Genomic DNA, 20,748 nt, shown 5'->3' with positions numbered 1-20,748 from the left:
AGGCACTCTTCACTAGCCTCTCAAATACAACTTGAGTTTTTTTGTGGCCCGGGTGACAGGAGGGGCGAGGGGAATGGCGAGATGACGCAACTCCGCCGTCGCCGTAATGCCCGCCGCAACTCCAGTGAAAGCCGTCACGCCATGAGCGCGATCCAGTTCTCTTCCGGTGACGTCATTGCCGACCGCCGTGCGGATTATGCCCGCATGCTGGCCGAGGGACAGGATTTCTCCGCAGCGGCGGAACTGATGGAGCAGGCACTTGAGCTCGTCCCCACCTGGGCCGCCGGATGGTTCAGGCTCGGCGAATACCGCGACAAGGCGGCACTCGCCAATGCTGCCGACGCCTATCGCCGCGCGCTCGAGCTGCAGCCGGACGATATCTTCGGCGCCAGCCTGCGGCTCGCGCTGATCGGCGCCGGCGATGTCCCGGACCAGCCGCCCAGCCGCTATGTGGAGGGCCTGTTCGACGACTATGCCGACAGGTTCGATACGTCACTGGTGGAAAAGCTCAACTACTCGGTCCCGCAAAAGCTTGGCACGCTGGTTGCGCCCCATGGGCCGTTTGCGACCGTGGTCGATCTCGGCTGCGGCACCGGCCTGTTCGGGGCCGAGATCCGCGACCGGGCAGGGCGCCTCGAAGGGTTCGACCTGTCTGCCAACATGCTGGCCAAGGCTGCGGAAAAACACCTCTACGATCACTTGAGCCAATCGGACCTCAGCCTTGAGGCAGCACAGTCCGGCCTGTTCGACACGCTTCCACCGCACCGCGCCGACCTCGTCTCGGCAGCCGATGTGCTGATGTATCTCGGCTCGCTGGAAACCGTCTTCCCACTCGTGAACGAACTCCTGGCACCGGCCGGCCTGTTCGCCTTCTCGGTGGAAGATGCGGGCGAGGACGAGACGTTTGTGCTCAAGGATTCGCTCCGTTACGCCCATTCGGAAGTCTATATCGGCGGCCTGCTCGCGCATTACGGCTTCGTTCTCATCGCCGTCGAGCGGACGACCATTCGCATGGATGCCGGCAAACCCATCCACGGCATACTGTTTCTGTCGCGAAAGACCGGGTAAGCCTTCACTTTGTTGTTATTTCGAAAGGCCGTCGGCGCGCGCAGCGATGTCGCTTGATGAAGCTGCTATCGCGGTGCACAATCCGCCAAAAATCAAGGGGAATAGCGTGGCCGACGAACAGGTTGCAGCAAGGCGCCGTATGGGTTTCTACAGCCTTGATCCGGCACGCCATACGATGCTGGAAGATGCGCAGGGCCTTTTCATCAGTGCCATGGTTGCAGCCCTAGGTCTTTATCTCCTGAACCAGGTCGGGCTCCTCACCAGCGGCACGGCCGGCGTTGCCTTCCTGCTGCATTATGCGTTCGATATTCCCTTCGGCGTCCTGTTCTTCGTCGTCAATCTGCCGTTCTACTACCTGTCCTTCAAGCGCCTCGGCCTCGGCTTTTCGGTCAAGACCTTCATCGCCATTGCCGGCGTTTCCGTCATTGCCGAGCTGGAGAAGCGCTTTCTGGTGATCCAGTATCTCGATCCATTCTGGGCAGCGCTGCTCGGCGGCATCCTGATCGGCTTCGGCCTTCTGGGCCTTTACCGGCATCGCGCCTCGCTCGGCGGCATCGGCATTCTCGCGATCTATATCCAGGACCGGTTCCAGATCCCGGCAGGCCTCGTTCAGCTTGGCTTCGATCTCTGCGTCATGGCCGCCGCCTTCTTCGTCGTCAGCCCGATGACCGTGGTCTGGTCGCTGTTGAGTGCTGTCGTGCTCAATCTGCTCTTGACCGTCAACCATCGCTCCGATCGTTACATCGCGGTGCGCTGATGGCAAACGTGACCGACAAAAAGAGCCCCGTCGGCCTATGGGCGTCCAGCTCGGAAAAACACTCGCTCATCGAAGATGTGCAGGCGATCCTTGCCGGTTCCATGCTGGCAGCGCTGGGCGTCGTGCTGCTGCAGGCCGCAAACCTTCTGATCGGCGGCACGGCAGGTATCGGCTTCCTGCTGCGCTATTCCGTCGATATCAGTTTCGGTGCCGCTTTCTTCCTGCTCAACCTGCCCTTCTACTGGCTTGCCTACAAGCGGCTCGGTCCGGTTTTCACGGTCAAGACCTTCTCCGCCGTCGCGGTCACGTCGGTGCTGACAGGCGTCCTGCCGAAGCTGATCACCATCAGCGCCATCGATCCGGTCATTGCCGCCCTGTTCGGCGGTCTCCTGATCGGATGCGGCATGCTGATCCTGTTTCGCCATCGCGCCTCGCTCGGCGGTTTCGGCATTCTCGCCCTCTACCTGCAGGACCGTCTCGGCTGGCGCGCCGGCTTCGTGCAGCTCGGGCTTGATTGCGTCGTGCTGATCCTGTCCTTCCTCGTTGCCAGCCCCTTCGTCATCCTCTGCTCGGTCATCGCCGCCGTGACGCTGAACCTGACACTTGCGATCAACCACCGCACCGATAGATATATCGTTCGGTAATGCTCTTCATTTTCGCCAGGTTCGTCTTACCTTAACGACGTGGATCTCGTCGAAAACCCAACGCCCGGCTCTGATGCTGTCGCTCTGCCCCGCCCGTTCCTCAAATGGTTCGCGGAAAAGCGCTGGTCTCCGCGCGCCCACCAGCTGGAACTTCTGGCCCGCGCCCAGGCCGGCGAAAACATGCTGCTGATCGCCCCGACCGGTGCCGGCAAGACGCTTGCGGGCTTCATGCCGTCGCTGACCGATCTGGTCATGCGCGGCAAGATCCCGCCCGGCTCGGCGTTTACTGGTATCCACACGCTCTACATCTCGCCGCTGAAGGCGCTGACGGTCGATATCGAACGCAACCTGATGAAGCCGGTCACCGAAATGGGGCTTGCCGTCACCGTCGAGAACCGCACCGGCGACACGCCGCAGTCGAAACGCCAGCGCCAGAAGCTCAACCCACCCGATATTCTGCTGACCACGCCCGAACAGGTGTCGCTGCTGCTCGCCAACAAGGAAGCGGAGCGCTTCTTCAAGGACCTGAAATACGTCGTCCTCGACGAACTGCATTCGCTGGTCACCTCCAAGCGCGGCCATCTCCTGTCGCTCGCCCTCGGGCGCCTGCGCCGCCTGGCCCCGACCATGCAGACGATCGGGCTCTCCGCCACCGTGGCCGATCCGATGGATCTCCAGCGCTGGCTGGTGCCGCAGGGCGAACATCCGGCCCCACCCGCCGGCCTCGTCCATGTGACGGGCGGTGCTGCACCCGATATCACCATTCTCGACACGGAAAACCGCATCCCCTGGGGCGGCCATGTCTCGGCCTATGCCATTCCGGACGTCTACCGCGAGATCAAGCGCCATGCGACGACTCTGATCTTCGTGAACACCCGCTTCCAGGCCGAATTCCTGTTCCAGGCGCTGTGGACCATCAACGACGATAATCTTCCGATCGCCCTTCACCACGGCTCGCTCGATGCCGGCCAGCGTCGCAAGGTGGAAGCGGCGATGTCCGAAAACAAGCTGCGCGCCGTCGTCGCCACCTCGACGCTCGACATGGGGATCGACTGGGGCGATATCGATCTCGTGCTTCATATCGGCGCGCCCAAGGGTGCCTCGCGTCTTGCCCAGCGTATCGGCCGCGCCAATCACCGCATGGATGAGCCGTCGAAGGCGATCCTCGTGCCCGGCAACCGGTTCGAGGTGATGGAATGCCAGGCGGCGCTCGATGCCAATTACCTGGGCGCCCAGGATACGCCGCCGGTCGGCGAAGGTGCGCTCGATGTTCTGGCCCAGCACGTCCTCGGCATGGCCTGCGCCGAGCCGTTCGATCCGCTCGAGCTCTATGACGAGATCATCTCGGCCTCTCCCTATGCCGGCCTTTCCTGGGAAATGTTCGAACGGATCGTCGATTTCGTCGCCACCGGCGGCTATGCGCTGCGCGCCTACGAGCGTTACGCCAAGATCCGCAAGACGGAGGAGGGGCGCTGGCGGGTGTCGAATGCGCAGGTGGCCCAGCAATACCGGCTCAACCTCGGCACCATCGTCGAGGCGACCGAGCTCAGTGTCCGCCTCGTCAAGCGCAATGCCAAGGGCGCGGTCGGCCGCGGCGGCATGACGCTCGGCAAGGTGGAGGAACAGTTCCTGGAACAGCTCGTGCCCGGCGATACGTTTCTGTTTGCCGGCAAGGTGCTGCGGTTCGAAACCATCCGCGAGAACGAATGCCTGGTGTCGAACACCTATTCCACCGATCCGATGATCCCGACCTATGCGGGCGCAAAATTTCCGCTCACCACCTACCTCGCCGATCAGGTGCGCGCCATGCTGGCCGATCCGGAGCGCTGGAAGGTTTTGCCGGATCAGGTGCGCGACTGGCTGGCGATCCAGAAGGAACGCTCCATCCTGCCACGCCGCGACGAGTTGCTGATCGAGACGTTTCCGCGCGGCAAACGCTTCTTCATGATCGCCTACTGCTTCGAAGGGCGGCTCGCCCACCAGACGCTCGGCATGCTTCTCACACGCCGGCTGGAACGCGCAGGCGGCAGGCCGCTCGGCTTCGTCGCCACCGACTATTCGCTCGCCGTCTATGGTCTCAACGACATGGGGGGCATGATCGCCGATGGCAGCCTCAGCCTTTCCGACCTGTTCGACGAAGACATGCTGGGCGACGATCTCGAAACCTGGCTCGCCGAAAGCTATCTGCTGAAGCGGACTTTCCGCAATTGCGCCGTGATTTCCGGGTTGATCGAGCGGCGTCATCCGGGCAAGGAAAAGACCGGCCGGCAGGTCACGGTCTCGACCGATCTGATCTACGACGTGCTGCGCAGCCACGAGCCTGATCACGTTCTTTTGGAGGCGACACGCCGCGATGCGGCAACGGGGCTTTTGGATATTGGGCGGCTAGGAGATATGCTGGCCCGAATCAAAGGGCATATCACCCACCGTGCGCTGGATCGCGTTTCGCCGCTGGCGGTGCCGATCATGCTGGAAATCGGCCGTGAAACGGTACCGGGCGAAGCGCAGGACGTGGTGCTGGCCGAGGCCGCAGACGAATTGATCGCCGAGGCGATGGGGTAAGGCTTTATTCGCGATGCGTGGCCCGGACAAAGGCCCTGCGCGGGGATAAAAGGCTTTGCACCGAAACACAGGAAAGACGGAAAGACATTGCTGCACCGCCTGCGCCTAGCCGCCCAATCCAGCACGGTGACCCCGGTCGCGACCGGTGCGGAAGAGATCGTCGTCCATGGCGTCGCGGCCGTCTGCGATCCGCTCGGCGGCCTCTATCTGCCGGCAACCGGCATGCTCGTCGTGTCCGACCTGCATCTGGAGAAAGGCGCTGCCTTCGCGCGTCGCGGCATGATGCTGCCGCCCTACGATACGATCGCCACCCTCAACATCCTCGCCGCCGTCATTGCCCGCTACGATCCGAAAGTGGTCGTCTCGCTCGGCGACAATTTCCACGATCGCCGCGGCTCCGAATACCTGCCGGATAACCTTCGCACCATGATCGCAGACATGGCGCGCGGCCGCGACTGGATCTGGATCAACGGAAACCACGATCCGGACGGAACGATCAGTCTGCCGGGCACCTGCACCGACGAACTCGTCTATGGCGACCTCGTCTTCCGCCATGAACCGAGCCTGGCAACAGGCCCGAACGCCGTCAAGGGTGAGGTCGCAGGCCACCTTCACCCATCCGCCACAGTCCGCCGCCGCGAAAAGTCCGTCCGCCGTCCGTGCTTTGCCAGTGACGGCCACCGCCTCCTCATGCCCGCCTTCGGCGTTCTCGCCGGCGGCCTCGACCTCAATCACAAGGCGATGCACGGCATATTCGACCGCGAAACCCTGGTCGCCCACCTCCTCGGCCGCGACCGCATCTATTCCGTCCGCTACGGCAATTTGCTGGGCTGATCGCCCCAGGGATCAATCCCCTCCTTCAGCCAACGCAGTGTGTCGGTCCAGAACTCCTCACTGTGGCGCGCGTGGAACAGGCCGAAATGCCCGATCCGTGAGTGCCCGTAGACCGCGGGCTCCAGCAGAACCTCCGTCCGTTCGGCGCCGGTATAATAAACAAGGCTGCGGCGAATAGCTGCCACGCTGCCGATGTCGTCGTCCGCAACGGCAATGGCCAGGATGGGTGCCGTGACGGCCGCAAACCGGCGCAGAACCCCGTCGCGCTCGCCGACCGGATGGGTCATCTCCATCCGGGCGCCGCGAAAGCTCCACTCGTTGGCAACGCCCGCCGGCAGGTCTTCGAGCCAGCCGAGCCGCTTGCCCGGTAAATAGCCGAATGCGGCGGTAAGCACCGGCATCACGACATGCCACTTGAAAAACAGCCGGGCGCGGTGCCCCGGCGCATAATCGCGCCAGTAGGCGTATTGCGCGCCCACCGTCAGCATCCGGTCGATCCGTGCCCCGTTCGGAGATAGGCCGGGCAGATAGCCGCCGATACTGTGGCCAACCACCTGCAGCGGTTGATCCGGCCACCTGTCGTGCATGAACCGAAGCGCTGCGTCGAAATCCTGCTCGCCCCAGTCCCGCCAGCGATAGCCGCAGCCCTTAAGGCTCGCCGGTCGCGACAGTCCGATGCCGCGATAATCGTAGGTCAGCACATCGAAGCCGTGCCTCGTTAGAAACTCTGCATAATAGTGATAGTAGCGGGCAAGGACGCCGGTTGCCGGGTTGATGACGACACTGGCAAGCGGCGGCCCCGATGCCGGCCAGATGTGACCGCCGAGCACCACACCGTCCTGGCAGGTGATCGTCATCGGTTCACCTGTCGGACGTGGTGTGTCCTGCTTCAGCGTCATCCCATTCTCCCTTCGGCGAAGGGAGAATACAGCCCGGTTTTTGGTGCGCAATTGGCCGAAAGGCCAAGGCGGTTGCGCGCCTCTACCGCGCCAGTTTTGCGAACCCCTTGGCGAGGATCGGGCCGGTCGGCCGGCCGGTCGGGGAGCCGCCGGCTTGTTCGAGGGTGATCTCGTAGAGCTGGGTATCCTGGGGTCTCGGCAGCGCAGGGCCGTGCAGCGTTGCGGAATGCGCGCCTTCCAAAAGGCCGAGCGACATCGGCCCCATGTCACGCGAGGGCAGCGTCCAGACCTGCATCGTCTTGTCTTGCGGCACCGTAAAGTCGCTGAGCAGTCTGACACTTGCCGTGTCGTTGCCAAAATCCTCGACCACGGCCTGGATTTCGCCGGCCTCGTTGAGGAGCACGGCCACCACCAGCGGCTCGTTCACCCGGGTGACGCTCCAGACCAGACCACCGGCAAGGATCAGCGAAGCCGCGATCGCGGAGAGCGCGGTTGCCCGCCAGCCGGAGCGGCTGTTGTCGTTGCCGGCGAGAGGCAGTCTCGGCGAAACCGACGCGAGAGACGGGGCAGCGGCGCCCGGTTGCTCCGGCAGACGGGAAGAGATCGCGTCCCACAGCGCCGAGGATACCGGAGCCGGCTCGACGCTGGTGTCGAGCGGCAGGAACCGCTCGCGTGCCCTGGCGACTGCTTCGGCAAGGCCGCCGTCGCGCTCGATGGCTGCCTCGACCTCGGCAGCCTCAGCTGCGTCGAGAAGACCCAGAACATAGTCATCGGCGATGGCCGGAAAGTCTCTTTCCTCGATCCTCATGCCATGCACTCCCGCAGCGAGGAAAGTCCGCGCCGGATCCACGATTTTGCCGTTCCAAGCGGAAGCTTGAGGCGTCCGGCGATTTCGCCATGCGTGTAGCCGCCGACATAGGCCATCAGGATGCCGCGTCGCTTGATCTCGTCGAGGGAACCGAGGCACTCGTGCAGACGGCTGTTGCGGTCGAGCCTGTGGAAAGAGGCCATGATCTGGTCCAGCTGCTCGCCGTCCTGCAGTGTCTCGAGCCGGTCTTCGCCGACCAGATCCTCACGCTTGCCGTCGCGCAACAGATTGAGTGCGCGGTTGCGCACGATCGCGTAGATCCAGCCGCGCGCCGATCCGCGCTCGGGGGAATATTGATGCGCATGCGTCCAGATGCGGATGAAGGCTTCCTGCACCACTTCTTCCGCCAGTTCCCGCCGGCGCACGATCCGCTGCGCGACGGCGACCAGCCGGCCGGCCTCGTGGTCGAAGATGCGGCGCAAGCCCTGACGGTCGCCCGCAGCGCAGGCGGCAAGCGCCATCTCGAGATCGTGTGTTTGGTCGGTCACCAGGGCCAAGCCGCTCTCTCCCCATGCGCGTTCGCAGGAACGCGAATATCGTCTCTGTGCTGTTGCCACGGCGGGCATGGGCTCGTCCAGTCTCGAAAGGTTTACCGGCTGCAAAGTCGCCTTCGAACTTAAGGACACGCCAAACCGGAAACTGGATGCAGCGAAAAATATTTTCGTCTGCTGCATCCAAACGTATCCTCCCGTGTGTCTCCCTTCTGAGAGCATCGGAAAGGCCATGCGCCGACATGCTCTCGTCAAAGGTTTCAACGGGAGAACAGACACCATGAAGACCCTTCGCCACGCTCTGATCGCATCCTCGATCCTCGCAGCTTCAGCCGTCACGGGCGCAGTTGCCGCCTCCGCCGCCCCGGTCCTCGGTCTTACCGGCGACAAGACGCTGGTGATGTTCGACACGGCAAAGCCTGAAGTCACCAAGACGATGGAAGTCACCGGCGTCACCAAGCTGGTTGGCATTGATTTCCGTCCGGGCAACAAGACCGTGATCGGCGTCACGCCGGAACACGCGATCGTCTCGATCAATCTCGAAACCGGTGCCGCCACCGAAGTCGCCAAGATGGACAAGATGCTGACCATGTCGGACGCTCCGGTCGTGGTCGATTTCAACCCGATGGCGGACCGCCTGCGCTTCATGACCGGCACCACCAACCACCGCGTCCATCCGGATACGGGCGCCGTCACGGTCGATGGGACGCTCGCCTTCGAAGAGGGCGACATGCACAAGGGCGAGGCCCCGAACATCGTCGCCGCGGCCTATACCAATTCGATCGGCAAGCCCGAGAAGACCGCGATGTACAACATCGATGCCACGATCGGCGCACTGATCCAGCAGACCAAGCCGAACGACGGTACCCTGAAGGCAATCGGCAAGCTCGGTCTCAAGGACAAGCCTGCGACCTACGCCTTCGATATTCAGGGTGAAGACGGCGGCAAGAACACCGCCTATCTCGCAGCCGGAAAGATGCTCTACACGGTCAACCTGGAAACGGGCGCTGCGACCGAAGTCGGTACAATCTCCGGCGTCGAGACCGATGTACGTGACATCGCGGTTCTGCCTGCTATGTAATGCCACCGGCGGGGCGGACCACAGCGGTTCCGCCCCGCCGACTCAAACGATGCGTACCGCCTAGATCTCGCCCGAGATCTCCCGGCGCCTGCGGTCCAGCTCTTCCGTGTAGCGCCGCAGCGTATGACTTTCCGAAAGCTGGCCGATCACCTTGCGCTCGATCTGGTTGTTGACCACGGCCAGCGCTTCCGTCTCCGTCTTGTCGAACATCGCCGCTGCCTGCTTGGCATTCATGCTGCGCAGGAGAACGTCGTTCTTGAAGCGGATGAAATCGGCAAGCTGCGGCTTTTCCTCGCCGCCTTCGGTCGCCGCCGAATAGATTTCCGGCGTCAGCACCATGCCGATATATTTTTCGTCTTCGCCGACCATGATCACGCGCTGGGTTGATCCAAGCGGAAACTCCTTGCGAAAATCCTCGAGCGTCATGGATGCCGGTGCCGTCTTCACGTCGGCGCGCATCAGCTTGTCGACGGTAAGGTTGCGGATCCACCCGACGTCATGGGCGCTGCGGATGCTTTCACCACGCAGGTGAAAACGCCATGTCGCAAACGAGTAGCCGAATGTGGTGCGCACCACGACGGACGAGGTGATGACCGCGGCAAGCGCCAGCGCCGTGATCGGAAAGTCACCGGTCACTTCGAGCGCCAGGAAGGTCATGGTCAGCGGTCCGCCGATCACGGCAACGGCCATCGCGCTCATTCCGACCACGGCATAGATGACTGGCGTCAGCGTCGCATTGGCGAAGATGTAGGGTGTCGAATAGGCAAACAGCTTGCCGATCAGCGCACCGAGAAACAGCGAGGCAAAGAACAAGCCGCCACGGAAACCGGCGCCGATGGTAATGGCCGAAGCGACGGATTTCAGCAGAAGCAGGCCCAGCACCGCGCCAATCGCCATATTCTGGTTGAGGCTGGCATGCAGCGCGCCGTGACCGGCCGAAAGCACCTGCGTATCGATCAGCGCCAGCAGGCCCACCGCAAGTCCGCCGATCGCCGGCCGGAAGGCGGACGAGATGGAACTGGCGCGCGCCAGTTCCTCGACCTTGGTCACACCCTGCATGAGCAGGATGCCGCCGCCCGCACAGACGATGCCCAGCACCACCGCCGGCAGGTAATCGGCGGGCACGACGGTACCGATCTTGCCGATATCGATCATGAAGGCGTCGCCGACGAAAAGCCGGGTGACGAAGGTTGCCGCAAGCGCTGCGACGACGACGGGCGCGAGGCTCACGATCGTGTAGGTGCCGATGATCAGCTCGAACGCGTAGAAGGCGCCGGTCAGCGGTGCGTTGAAGGCGGATGCGATGGCACCGGCAGCACCGCAGCCAACCAGCACGCGCAGATCCGTTCGCCGCAACTGCACCAATGACCCGATCTTCGACGCAATGCCGGAGGACAGCTGCGTATAGCCGGCCTCAAGCCCGATCGAGGTGCCGAAGCCGTTGGAGATCAGGTTCTGCACCGCGACGATGATGCTGTCGGTCAGTGACAGGCGACCGCCATGCAGCGCATTGGCCTCAATCGGGTCGACCATCGGCTTTTTACGCCACTTGCGAAGGATCAGGTACAGCAGGCCCATCACGACACCGCCGGCAACCGGCGCCAAAAGCACCGTCGTCGGCTCGAGAAACGCTGCCGAGCTTAAGCGCTCGGTGCTGCCGATCTTGAAGATCAGGACATGCAGCGCGTGCGAGATAAAACTCATCGCAGCGACCGCGAGGCCGGCGAGAACCCCGACAACGCCTGCGATCAGGATCAGGCCGAATTCGCTGCGCCTGATGACTGCGCGCAGTTCGGACGGCCGAAGCAGCGGACGGAGGAGGGACAGGGAAGCCAAAAGGCGTGCGGCGATCCGGCGGAACATGCTGACGCTTTGCATTGGAACTGTATGTTGCGCCCTAACTAGGGCGTGAGGAGAGGATTGGAAACCGTTCCGGCGAATTTGTTAGACGATCAGTCCTTGCGGAAGATGATGCTCGCGCCCCATCCGGTCACGACAGCGATCAACACGCAGAACAGACCGTAGGCGATCGGACGCTCGTGGGCTGCATCGGTGATCGCCTGCTCCAGGCCGGTCTTGACCACGCGCAACGGCATCTCCCGCTGAAAGATCAGGTCGCCGCTCTTGAACAGATAGGCGTGGACCATGTGCACGCCATCGGGCACGTTGGCTGGAAGCCGCAACGAGGCTCGGAACAGGCTGGACGAGACGAAGCGCACACCGCTCGTGTCGCGCTGGTAAAGCCCGCTGTTGAGCTTCTGCCGGCGATAGGCCTCGCGGAAATCGCTGATCAGACCGGAATTCGGAATGTAGCCGGTGGGGTTGAGAGGCAGGTGTTCGATGCCGACCCCGATATTGTTGAAGGACGGCGCCTGGTGATCGAGGTCGTTCAGCTGGCGTGTGCTGGCGATCGAATAGCTCTCCGGCACCTGTTCGAACGTCATCGCCTGAGTGTTCATCCAGATCCCGAGCACGCGTTCCTTGCGCCGCACGGTGGCATAGTCGCGCGGACCTTCAAGCGTCACGACGATATCGTACTGACCGATCGCGAGCAGCAGCTCGTCCGGATTGGTAATGGCCCCGAAGATGGTGAGGTCGGCGCCGCGGAAATCCGAGGTGATGGCAATCTCGCTCGACGATGCTCCGATCTCCAGCCCTTCCTTGATCGGCGAGGCCGTGTCGAACGGCGTCTGGGCCGCGACCTGCGTTGCCAGCGACAATCCGAATGAGAGAAGAAGAAGGAGGGAGAGGATCAGCCTGCGCATCAGTAGGACAGTCCTCCGACGGCCACCGAATAGACGTCGCTCGGCGTTGCGATCAGGCCGATCGCAAGACGGATGCCGACGGCGAGAACCAGCAGCGCCAAAAGCGCGCGCAGCTGTTCGCCGCGCAGCTTCTGGCCGACGCGCACGCCGTACTGGGCGCCGATCACGCCGGCAATCATCAGGATCGTCGCAAGCACGATATCGACGGAGTAGTTCGTCGCCGCCTGAACCATCGTCGTATAGGCGGTGGTGAAGATGATCTGGAACAGCGAGGTGCCGACCACGACATTGGTCGGAATGCGCAGGAGATAGATCATCGCCGGCACCATGATGAAGCCGCCGCCGACGCCCATGATGGAGGTGAGGACGCCGATGACGAAACCGAGCACCAGGATCGGAATGGCGGAGAGATAGATCTTCGACTTCTTGAACCGCATCTTAAAGGGCAGGCGGTGCACCCAGTTGTGCTGGCCCGGGCGTTTCAGCGGAAGCTGCTGGTTGTTCTTTGCCCGCCGCATGGCTCTCAGGCTCTCCTGCAGCATCAGCGCGCCGATCGTCGACAAAAGCACGACATAGAGAAGCGAGATGAACAGGTCGAGCTGGCCGATGCGCCGTAGCCAGGAAAAGATCCACACACCGACTGTCGCGCCGACAAGGCCCCCGGCAAGCAGCACCGTGCCCAGTTTCATATCCAGCGACCCGCGCCGGAAGTGGGTGATCGCGCCCGAGATCGAGGAGGCAACGACCTGGTTGGCGCCGGTTGCGACGGCAACGACGGGTGGAATGTTGTAGAAAATCAGAAGCGGCGTGATCAGGAAGCCACCGCCGACGCCGAACATGCCGGACAGAAATCCGACAGCTGCACCCATGCCAAGGATGATGAAGATGTTCACCGAAAGCTCTGCAATCGGCAGGTAGACAGTCACGGCTGAACCTCGACACGTCGAAAAAGACAACGCCGTTGCAGGCGGCACGCATTCAAGATGGCCGTCGCTCTGGCTTTGGGGAACCCTTTCACAGACGCGATGAACCGCGCATGAAGGACACCCCGTCATGCGCTTGGCCTGCCGGGGTGTCAATTCGTGAATCCGCGGGGAAAACAGCAGCTTCAGCGTTTTCCAATGGGCGTGGCCGATAGTCCCCAGCCCGACCAGATTGGTCGTCTTACGGGTTGCTGGCTACTTGTTGCGTGCCAGCAATTCCCGAACCAGTGCGTCGTTGATGCGGCCGGAAGGCTCCTGGCCGATCGAGGACTGGAACGACTTGATTGCGCTTACCGTCTTGGCACCAAGCTTGCCGTCCGGCCGTCCGGCTTCAAAGCCGTTCTTGTTGAGGATCGCCTGGATGTTGCGGACGGCCTTTTCCATGTCAACAGATGCGGTGGTAAGACGCTTGCCGGCGGCCCATTCATCCGGAACAACAACGGCATTTGCCCGCGGCTCGGGTGTCATCACCTTCCAAAGGTCGACCTTGGCGCGGGCGCTTTCCAGCTGTTCCTTGCGCATGGCGTTGGCCACTTCGTCGCGCTTCTGGGCGGCGTCGTTGTCGCCAGCCTTTGCCGCGACGGCAAACCACTTGTAGCTCTCTTCCAGATCCTGCTTCACGCCGTTGCCGCGGGCAAACAGGATGGCAAGGTTGAACTGGCTGTCGGCCACACCGTGGTCGGCGGCCTGGGTGAACCACTTGACGGCCTGGGTGTAGTCAGGCTGGCCCGTGGCACCGGACGCGTAGAGAACGGCGAGGTTGTGCATGGCGCTGGCATTGCCGGCTTCGGCGGCCAGCTGATAGTAGCGAACGGCTTCACCGAGGTTGCGCTCGACGCCCGTTCCCTTTTCGAACATGTTCGCCATGCGGTACTGGGCAGGCGCAAGACCACGGTCGGCGGCAAGCTTGTACCAGGTTGCCGCCTCTGCGAGATCGGTCTTGACGCCACGTCCCTCGGTAAAGCGGGTGGCAATCTCGAACAGCGCGTTGGCATCGCCCGACGATGCGGCGTCGGCAAGCGATTTCGGCTCCAGGCCGACAGGCACGACGATCGGAGCCGGTGCCTCGATTTCAGCGGCAGCCGGCGCTTGTGCCGTGAAGCCGGCGTCTTCTGAAGGTGCCGGAGCAGCTTCGGCGGCCGGACGCATTGAAGCGAGATCTCCGGCTGCGGGAACCGGATCGATCAGGTGGTTTGTCGCGGCGTCGGGCGCGACCGGAGGCGGCGTCGCTGCCACATCCTGTCCGTCACCATCGCTGGCTGCAGGGCTTTCGGCCGGGGCCTGAGCGGTGTCGACAGGAGCGGGAGCTTCGACTGGTGCGCTCGGCGCCTGCGCAGTCTCTTCCGGCACGGAGACCGGAGCCGGGGCTTCGAGGGCAGCCTGTTCGGGCGCGCTGTCGCTGCTTCCGGTCACGTTCTTGACCACCTGCATCGACATCATCACCAGCAGCACGGCGCCGACGGCCATCAGGATGGGGCGGCGATGCTGCGAAAACTTGGCAAACATGCCGGTCTTTTCGGACGGCGTGCCGGCAACCGACGTGGTCTGCGACTTGGTGGCGGAGCGAACGCTCTTGACCGCGTTGACCTGTGAAGGATCCGTCTCCTGTGCTGCGGCCTTGGCTGCACGACGGGCAGCGGCGATATAGTCAGCGCGGTCCGATTTGTCGGCCGTTCCGGGTTTCTCGCCACTGAAATCGCCGGCGGCCTGGCTGGCACGCACGCGCTCGAGGATCTTCTTGACGTCGGGAGCGCCCGAGCCCGGCTCCAGCAGGTCGTTTTCACGGCCGGCTGGGAGAATGTCGGCTGGATCGATCGAAGGCGTTGGCTCTATGACGGTGCGGGCCGGCTTTTCGCCTGCATCGCGGGTGCCCGACTTGAAACGCTTCGAGAGGCCGGCCAGCAGACCGGGCTTGGCCGGCTCTTCCCGCGCGGCTGCAGGGGGCACGACGACCTCGTCGTTTTCGACGGGCGCATCTGCCAAAGCAACATGGCGGTCCTCGGCGCCGGCAAATTCCATCGCTGGAACGGACAGTTGCGCTGCGGCCGGCATCTTGGGATGGCGAAGCGGCTGGTCGGTCTGGGCTTCGCGACTGGCCGGCGCATCGCGATAGGCGGGCTCGAAACGGGCCGTGGAAATGCTGTCTTCCAGCGTGTCCAGACGATTGGCGATCTGCACCAGCGTTCCGTGCAAGGCTTCGAACGTCTGATGGCTGCGCGTTTCCGTGCCGCGGGTCAGTTCTTCAAGGTGGCGAAGATCGTCGGCGAGGGCTGAAAGGGCTGCCATGTCGCCGGACGCGACGGCCATGCCGCCGGCGCCGGTATTGCGCGAATAGGCCTCGACGACGGCTTCTGCGGCCTGCCGTGCGGCTTCCAGAATGTACTCGTCGTTGGTCGACATGTAGCTTTCGATTGCCGAGAACCGATGCTCGAAACCATCAGGTAGCGCAGTGACCGAAGATGTCTGCGGCTCGCTGATCAGGCTCGAAAGATGCGCAATCTGGTCTTCCAGGCTACGCAGGGCGTTTTCGTCGCCGCGCGGTGCGCTGGCTGCTTCGTCCAGTCGCATGGCGATGTCGGTCAGCCGGGTTTCCAACCGGTCGAAGGCCCGCTCGTCGGTGGCAGGCGCCGGGCGATATTCGATCTCGTCGATACGACGGGCGAGATCATCCAGCCGCTCGCCCAGCATGTCGTTGATCGAGTTGTGATCAAGACCATCGATCTTGCGCGAGATATCGGCGAGGTGGTCGGAAAGCTCGGTCTGATACGCGGGCTTCTGCGCCTGCGTCAGCATGACCGAAAGCTGGTCGAGCCGCTCTTCCAGCCGCATGGCGGCCTGCTCGTCGGAGAGTTCCTCGATCCGCGCGGTCAGCGCTTCGATCCGTCCGGACAGCATCTCGCTCGGATCGGCAGCAGCCTGGCTGATCTGATCGACCTGCTCTGCGATAGCGACGATCCGGCCGTCGAGCTTCTGCATGAAAGCCTGGTCGAGCGTGGCTGCAGCCGAAGCACGGCTGCCGGCGGCAACGGCGCGAGTGATTTCGTCGAGACGCTCGTCGAGAATGGTGAACTGCTCGGCAAGCAGTTCGTCGGATGGCTGCATGCGGCTGCCGAGTTGCTCCATCGCGGTCGCGATCGCAATCAGCTTCTGCTCCAGCGCGCGCAGCGCGGGGCTGTCGTTCATGCCGCCAAGCTGGGTCTTGATGTCGTCGATCCGGTAGGCGAGCTGCGAAACCTCGTCGCGCAGAAGCTCTGGCTCAAGCCCGTGGATTCGCTCTTCCAGCCCTTGCCAGCGGCTTTCCATGCGCTGCACGGAATCTTCGCGTGCCACGCCATCCATGACCTGGGCCATGACATTGCGCAGTTCCTCGAACTCGGCGCGCAGGGCCTCCGCATCGGGAGAATTGCTGTAGCCCAGCTGACTAATGCTGTCGGCAAGACGGGAGAAATCGCCGCGCAGGTCTTCGGTGCCGCGATGATCTTCGGCAATCGAGCGGATCGAGCGGATTTCGGTTTGCAGTGCGCCCATCTCGCGGGCGACGCCTTCGGCGATGTCCTGCTTCAGTTCATGACGCAAGCCGACCAGCGCTTCGGCGATTTCGCGCATGGAGGCGCCATCGGTCGCCTGCTGGCGGGTTTCCCGCATTTGCATATCGCGGCTGGCGACGGCCCGCTCGAAGCGGCTCGCAGAAACTTCGGTGGCAGTTGCCGCAACCGGTGCAGCCGGACGGCGCTCCTGGCTGGGACGATAGGCTTCCGGCGGCGTGATCTTATCGCGGAGTGGTGATTGGACGGGTTGGCGGACCGGTTCGGCCGCATGCGACTGCTGTGCGCTTGCCATGCGCTCGCGGGCCGATCCCAGCATGCGCTGGCGCTCGCGGATTTCCGCCAGCGGGTCGGCAAAGCGAGGCGCCGCTGGCCTCTGCATCTGCGGGGGCTGCACGGACGCCGGTTTTTCGAGGCGCGGGTCGGAAGCGGGCTGGCGGCGTTCGCGCCCGGCGCCCGACATCAGATCCTCGATTCGGGCCTCCAGGCCCTCGATCGTACGGTTCAGGGCGTCAAGAGAGGAGCGTTCGCCCGGGCGGTTGGGATTCGATCGTGATCCGTTCATGTGCTCGCTCGCTTCCGCGTTTTACCTGCCGACGCTCGGTTTCAGCCTCATCCGCCGCCTATTGGCACCGGTGAATCACATCCATATTAGACATTTCTTACGCAAGGCTTGCCTTATGAAAGAACGACTCATTCGTTGGATGGATTTGACTGACCTCCCGTAGTCCCCACTATTTCCAGAAACGTAGTAAATAAATCGTTAATGTTCGTTAAGATCTTAACCTTTTTGCCACGATTCCGCATGTTTGCCCGGATGACACGGGTTTCGACGATGCTATCACTGTGATGCAGCGCGGCGGGCGCGACTTCCTCGGCAATGCAGGCGAAAGCACCTATTAGGTGATGCTAACGCCGGGTCAAAATCGGCTCGCGATATGAGCCTCCAACTGTTTGACGTTTACGCGAACGTCAATTAAGTAAGTGCAGGAGACGACGGGCTGCAATGCCCGGGAGGAAGCGTCAGGCTAATCTGGAGGATGGATAACGATGCCCGTCTATAAGGCACCGGTAAACGATACACTTTTCGTTCTGAATGATGTGCTCGGCTTGGAGCGTTACGGCAACCTGCAGGGTTTTGCCGATGCGACGCCCGACATGATCGAGGCGATCATCGGCGAGGCGGCGAAAGTGGCCGAAGAGGCCCTGTTCCCGATCAACCTTTCCGGCGACCGGGAAGGCTGCACCCGCAACGACGACGGCACTGTTTTGGTGCCCAACGGCTTCAAGCAGGCCTATGACCAGTATGTCCAGGGCGGCTGGATCGGCCTGGCCGTACCGGAAGAGTTCGGCGGCCAGGGCCTGCCCTACACACTGCATGCCGCCGTCGGCGAATACATGTCGTCGGCCAACATGTCGCTGATGATGTATCCGGGCCTGACGCAAGGGGCGATCGCCGCCATCCTCGTCCACGGCACGGACGAGCAGAAGGCCACCTATCTGCCCAACATGGTCGGCGGCACCTGGTCTGGCACCATGAACCTCACCGAGCCCCATTGCGGCACGGATCTCGGCCTGCTGCGCACCAAGGCGGTGCCGCAGGATGATGGCTCCTACAAACTCTCCGGCCAGAAGATCTTCATCTCGGCCGGCGAACACTCGATGACCGACAACATCGTGCATCTGGTTCTCGCCCGGATCGAGGGCGCGCCTGAAGGTACCAAGGGCATCTCGCTGTTTATCGTGCCGAAGTTCATGGTGGGCGATGACGGTTCGCTCGGAGCCCGCAACGGCGTCAGCTGCGGTGCGCTCGAAGAGAAGATGGGCATCCACGGCAACTCGACCTGCGTCATGAACTATGACGATGCCACCGGCTATCTGATCGGCGCCGAGAACAAGGGTCTCTCGGCCATGTTCGTGATGATGAATGAGGCCCGCCTCGGTGTCGGCCTGCAGGGCCTGTCGATCGCCGAGACCGCCTATCAGAACGCCGTCGCCTATGCCAACGAGCGCATCCAGGGCCGTTCGCTTTCTGGCGCAAAAGCGCCGGACAAGAAGGCCGATCCGATCATCGTCCACCCGGATATCCGCCGCTCGCTGATGACCATCAAGGCCTTCAACGAGGCCGGCCGTGCCTTCGTTTTGTGGACGGCGCTGAAATCCGATATCGCCCACCGCTCGCAAGACGAAGCGGAACGCCAGAACGCCGACGATCTCCTCGGTCTTGCAACGCCGATCCTCAAGGGTGTGCTGACCGACAAGGGTTTCGACCACGCGGTCATGGCCCAGCAGGTCTTCGGCGGCCACGGCTATATCGAAGAATGGGGTATGAGCCAGTATGTCCGGGATGCCCGCATCGCGATGATCTACGAAGGCGCCAACGGCATTCAGGCCCTCGATCTGGTCGGTCGCAAGCTGGCCCTAAATGGCGGCCGCGCGGTCATGGCCATGTTCAAGGAGATCGGTGATTTCTGCGAGGAAAACCGCGGCGACGAGGCGATGGTTCTCTATACCAAGGGCCTCAAGAAGGGTCTGAACGACCTGCAGGCCTCGACCATGTGGTTCATGCAGAACGCCATGGCCAAGCCCGACAATGCCGGTGCCGGCTCGACCGACTACATGCACCTGTTCGGCCTCGTCACGCTCGGTTACATGTGGGCGAAGATGGCAAAGGCAGCTCAAACCGCATTGGCCGCCGGGGACCCGCGCGAAGAGTACCTGAAAGCAAAGCTCGTCACGGCGAAGTTCTATATGGAGCGTATCATGCCGGAAACCGCGCTGCGCAAGGTGCGCATCGAGGCCGGCTCCGACACCATGATGGAACTGGCCGCCGAGGCGTTCTGAGGCGTTGATTACCCCCTCTGGCCTGCCGGCCATCTCCCCCTAGAAGGGGGGAGAAAATGTGTGGCGACCGCTCGTCCCGATTGAACATCGGCGGCGCGGCGGGATAAGCCCTCCTCCTTGTGGGGAGGGTTTGGGAGGGGTCTTCTCTCCCGCAGTGAAACAAAGGCAATGTAATTTGCCACCAAGGGAGATGACACCATGACCGAAGTCTTCATTTACGATCACGTGCGCACGCCGCGCGGTCGCGGCAAGAAGGACGGCTCGCTGCACGAAGTGCCGGCCGTCCGTCTCGCGGCAAAGACCCTCGAAGCCATCCGTGATCGCAACGGGCTCGATACGGGAGCCGTCGACGACATCATCATGGGTTGCGTCGATCCGGTCATGGATAGCGGCGCCGTCATCCCCAAGGCCGCAGCCTTCGAAGCGGGATATTCGACCCGGGCGCCCGGCATGCAGATCTCCCGTTTCTGTGCATCGGGCCTTGATGCCGTCAATTTCGGCGCCGGTAAGATCGCAGCCGGATCCGACGACATCGTCATTGCCGGCGGTGTCGAATCGATGTCGCGCGTCGGCATGGGCATGTCCGGTGGCGCCTGGTACATGGACCCTTCGGTCAACTTCCCGTCCTACTTCATGCCGCAGGGCGTCTCGGCCGATCTGATCGCGACGAAATACGGGTTCTCCCGCGATGACGTCGATGCCTATGCCGTCGAAAGCCAGAAGCGCGCCGGAAAAGCCTGGGATGCCGGCTACTTCAAAAACTCGGTGATCCCGGTCAAGGATCAGAACGGCCTGACCATTCTCGACCGCGACGAGCATATGCGGCCCACAACCGACATGCAGGCGCTGGCCTCGCTCAATGCCTCGTTCCAGATGCCCGGCGAAATGGGCGGTTTCGAAGCTGTCGGCATCCAGGCACATCCGGAAATCGAAAAGATCAATTACGTCCACCACGCCGGCAATTCGTCTGGCATCGTCGATGGCGCTGCAGCCGTCCTGATCGGCTCCAAGGCCGGCGGCGAAAGCATGGGCATCAAGCCGCGCGCCCGTATCCGCGCGTTCGCAAACATCGGCTCCGACCCGGCGCTGATGCTGACCGGCCCAGTCGACGTCACCGAAAAGCTGCTGGCCCGCACCGGCATGACGATTGCCGATATCGACCTGTTCGAACTCAACGAGGCCTTTGCCGCCGTCGTGCTGCGCTACATGCAGGCGTTCGACATTTCCCACGACATCATCAACGTCAATGGCGGCGCGATTGCCATGGGGCATCCACTCGGCGCCACCGGCGCGATGATCCTCGGCACCGTTCTCGACGAACTCGAACGCCGCGATCTCAACACCGCACTGGTCACGCTCTGCATCGGTGCCGGCATGGGTACTGCTACCGTGATCGAGAGGGTCTGA

General features: G+C 62.8%; 15 protein-coding genes. 8 read left to right on the top strand and 7 right to left on the bottom strand.

The features are described from left to right. Positions 1-141 precede the first annotated feature (141 nt). The 5 genes from IFT59_RS16460 to pdeM all read left to right on the top strand — a co-directional run bounded on the left by IFT59_RS16460 (position 142) and on the right by pdeM (position 5,865). Entirely contained in the window at positions 142-1,068 is a 927-nt protein-coding gene (locus IFT59_RS16460) for a class I SAM-dependent DNA methyltransferase (protein WP_192087757.1), read from the top strand. Positions 1,069-1,207: 139 nt separating this feature from the next. After that, a complete protein-coding gene (locus tag IFT59_RS16455) occupies positions 1,208-1,825 on the top strand; it encodes a YitT family protein (protein ID WP_192087756.1) in 618 nt (205 codons plus the stop codon). Further along, the gene (locus IFT59_RS16450; RefSeq protein WP_192087566.1) at positions 1,825-2,469 is read left to right on the top strand and encodes a YitT family protein; all 645 of its coding nucleotides are present in this window, start codon (positions 1,825-1,827) and stop codon (positions 2,467-2,469) included. The genes IFT59_RS16455 and IFT59_RS16450 overlap by 1 nt, the downstream gene beginning before the upstream one ends. A gap of 39 nt (positions 2,470-2,508) precedes the next feature. Further along, positions 2,509-5,031 (top strand): ligase-associated DNA damage response DEXH box helicase, encoded by a 2,523-nt coding sequence (locus IFT59_RS16445; RefSeq protein WP_192087565.1) that lies wholly within the window; start codon positions 2,509-2,511, stop codon positions 5,029-5,031. A gap of 87 nt (positions 5,032-5,118) precedes the next feature. Beyond that, entirely contained in the window at positions 5,119-5,865 is a 747-nt protein-coding gene (pdeM, locus tag IFT59_RS16440; protein ID WP_192087564.1) for a ligase-associated DNA damage response endonuclease PdeM, read from the top strand. Here pdeM and IFT59_RS16435 read toward each other — a convergent pair. The 3 genes from IFT59_RS16435 to IFT59_RS16425 form a co-directional block, all read right to left on the bottom strand. Then, on the bottom strand, positions 5,844-6,764 hold the full coding sequence (locus IFT59_RS16435) for an alpha/beta hydrolase family protein (RefSeq protein ID WP_192087563.1): 921 nt from the start codon (positions 6,762-6,764) through the stop codon (positions 5,844-5,846). The genes pdeM and IFT59_RS16435 overlap by 22 nt on opposite strands. 82 nt (positions 6,765-6,846) lie before the next feature. Beyond that, positions 6,847-7,572, bottom strand: a complete 726-nt coding sequence (locus IFT59_RS16430; protein WP_192087562.1) for an anti-sigma factor — start codon at positions 7,570-7,572, stop codon at positions 6,847-6,849. Beyond that, on the bottom strand, positions 7,569-8,093 hold the full coding sequence (locus tag IFT59_RS16425) for a sigma-70 family RNA polymerase sigma factor (protein WP_174196023.1): 525 nt from the start codon (positions 8,091-8,093) through the stop codon (positions 7,569-7,571). The genes IFT59_RS16430 and IFT59_RS16425 overlap by 4 nt, the downstream gene beginning before the upstream one ends. A gap of 310 nt (positions 8,094-8,403) precedes the next feature. Here IFT59_RS16425 and IFT59_RS16420 point away from each other — a divergent pair, with 310 nt between their 5' ends. Beyond that, a complete protein-coding gene (locus IFT59_RS16420) occupies positions 8,404-9,204 on the top strand; it encodes a DUF4394 domain-containing protein (protein ID WP_062578984.1) in 801 nt (266 codons plus the stop codon). Positions 9,205-9,264: 60 nt separating this feature from the next. On the opposite strand, the gene IFT59_RS16415 is transcribed toward IFT59_RS16420, so the two are convergent. The 4 genes from IFT59_RS16415 to IFT59_RS16400 all read right to left on the bottom strand — a co-directional run bounded on the left by IFT59_RS16415 (position 9,265) and on the right by IFT59_RS16400 (position 17,062). Beyond that, complete coding sequence (locus IFT59_RS16415) at positions 9,265-11,067, bottom strand: chloride channel protein (protein WP_082476242.1); 1,803 nt, start codon at positions 11,065-11,067, stop codon at positions 9,265-9,267. A gap of 89 nt (positions 11,068-11,156) precedes the next feature. After that, entirely contained in the window at positions 11,157-11,969 is an 813-nt protein-coding gene (locus tag IFT59_RS16410) for a TIGR02186 family protein (RefSeq protein ID WP_062453889.1), read from the bottom strand. Then, positions 11,969-12,895 carry a sulfite exporter TauE/SafE family protein gene (locus IFT59_RS16405; RefSeq protein WP_062453888.1) on the bottom strand — a complete coding sequence of 309 codons (927 nt, stop codon included), beginning with the start codon at positions 12,893-12,895 and terminating at the stop codon, positions 11,969-11,971. Before IFT59_RS16405 ends, IFT59_RS16410 begins: the two co-directional genes overlap by 1 nt. 252 nt (positions 12,896-13,147) lie before the next feature. Further along, positions 13,148-17,062, bottom strand: a complete 3,915-nt coding sequence (locus IFT59_RS16400; RefSeq protein ID WP_192087561.1) for a peptidoglycan-binding protein — start codon at positions 17,060-17,062, stop codon at positions 13,148-13,150. Positions 17,063-17,547: 485 nt separating this feature from the next. Here IFT59_RS16400 and IFT59_RS16395 point away from each other — a divergent pair, with 485 nt between their 5' ends. Beyond that, the gene (locus IFT59_RS16395) at positions 17,548-19,341 is read left to right on the top strand and encodes an acyl-CoA dehydrogenase C-terminal domain-containing protein (protein ID WP_192087560.1); all 1,794 of its coding nucleotides are present in this window, start codon (positions 17,548-17,550) and stop codon (positions 19,339-19,341) included. A gap of 198 nt (positions 19,342-19,539) precedes the next feature. Further along, a complete protein-coding gene (locus IFT59_RS16390; protein WP_192087559.1) occupies positions 19,540-20,748 on the top strand; it encodes an acetyl-CoA C-acetyltransferase in 1,209 nt (402 codons plus the stop codon).

It is taken from the genome of Rhizobium sp. CFBP 8752 (assembly GCF_014842035.1).
Taxonomy (GTDB): domain Bacteria; phylum Pseudomonadota; class Alphaproteobacteria; order Rhizobiales; family Rhizobiaceae; genus Neorhizobium; species Neorhizobium soli.
Note: the sequence above shows the minus strand (reverse complement) of the source record. Positions and strands in the feature narration are given on the sequence as shown.

Coding starts and splice junctions, on each gene's coding strand:
- IFT59_RS16460 (WP_192087757.1), top strand. CDS start 142: ATGAGCGCGATCCAGTTCTCTTCCGGTGACGTCATTGCCGACCGCCGT.
- IFT59_RS16455 (WP_192087756.1), top strand. CDS start 1,208: ATGGGTTTCTACAGCCTTGATCCGGCACGCCATACGATGCTGGAAGAT.
- IFT59_RS16450 (WP_192087566.1), top strand. CDS start 1,825: ATGGCAAACGTGACCGACAAAAAGAGCCCCGTCGGCCTATGGGCGTCC.
- IFT59_RS16435 (WP_192087563.1), bottom strand. CDS start 6,764: ATGACGCTGAAGCAGGACACACCACGTCCGACAGGTGAACCGATGACG.
- IFT59_RS16430 (WP_192087562.1), bottom strand. CDS start 7,572: ATGAGGATCGAGGAAAGAGACTTTCCGGCCATCGCCGATGACTATGTT.
- IFT59_RS16425 (WP_174196023.1), bottom strand. CDS start 8,093: ATGGCGCTTGCCGCCTGCGCTGCGGGCGACCGTCAGGGCTTGCGCCGC.
- IFT59_RS16420 (WP_062578984.1), top strand. CDS start 8,404: ATGAAGACCCTTCGCCACGCTCTGATCGCATCCTCGATCCTCGCAGCT.
- IFT59_RS16415 (WP_082476242.1), bottom strand. CDS start 11,067: ATGTTCCGCCGGATCGCCGCACGCCTTTTGGCTTCCCTGTCCCTCCTC.
- IFT59_RS16410 (WP_062453889.1), bottom strand. CDS start 11,969: ATGCGCAGGCTGATCCTCTCCCTCCTTCTTCTTCTCTCATTCGGATTG.
- IFT59_RS16400 (WP_192087561.1), bottom strand. CDS start 17,062: ATGAACGGATCACGATCGAATCCCAACCGCCCGGGCGAACGCTCCTCT.
- IFT59_RS16395 (WP_192087560.1), top strand. CDS start 17,548: ATGCCCGTCTATAAGGCACCGGTAAACGATACACTTTTCGTTCTGAAT.
- IFT59_RS16390 (WP_192087559.1), top strand. CDS start 19,540: ATGACCGAAGTCTTCATTTACGATCACGTGCGCACGCCGCGCGGTCGC.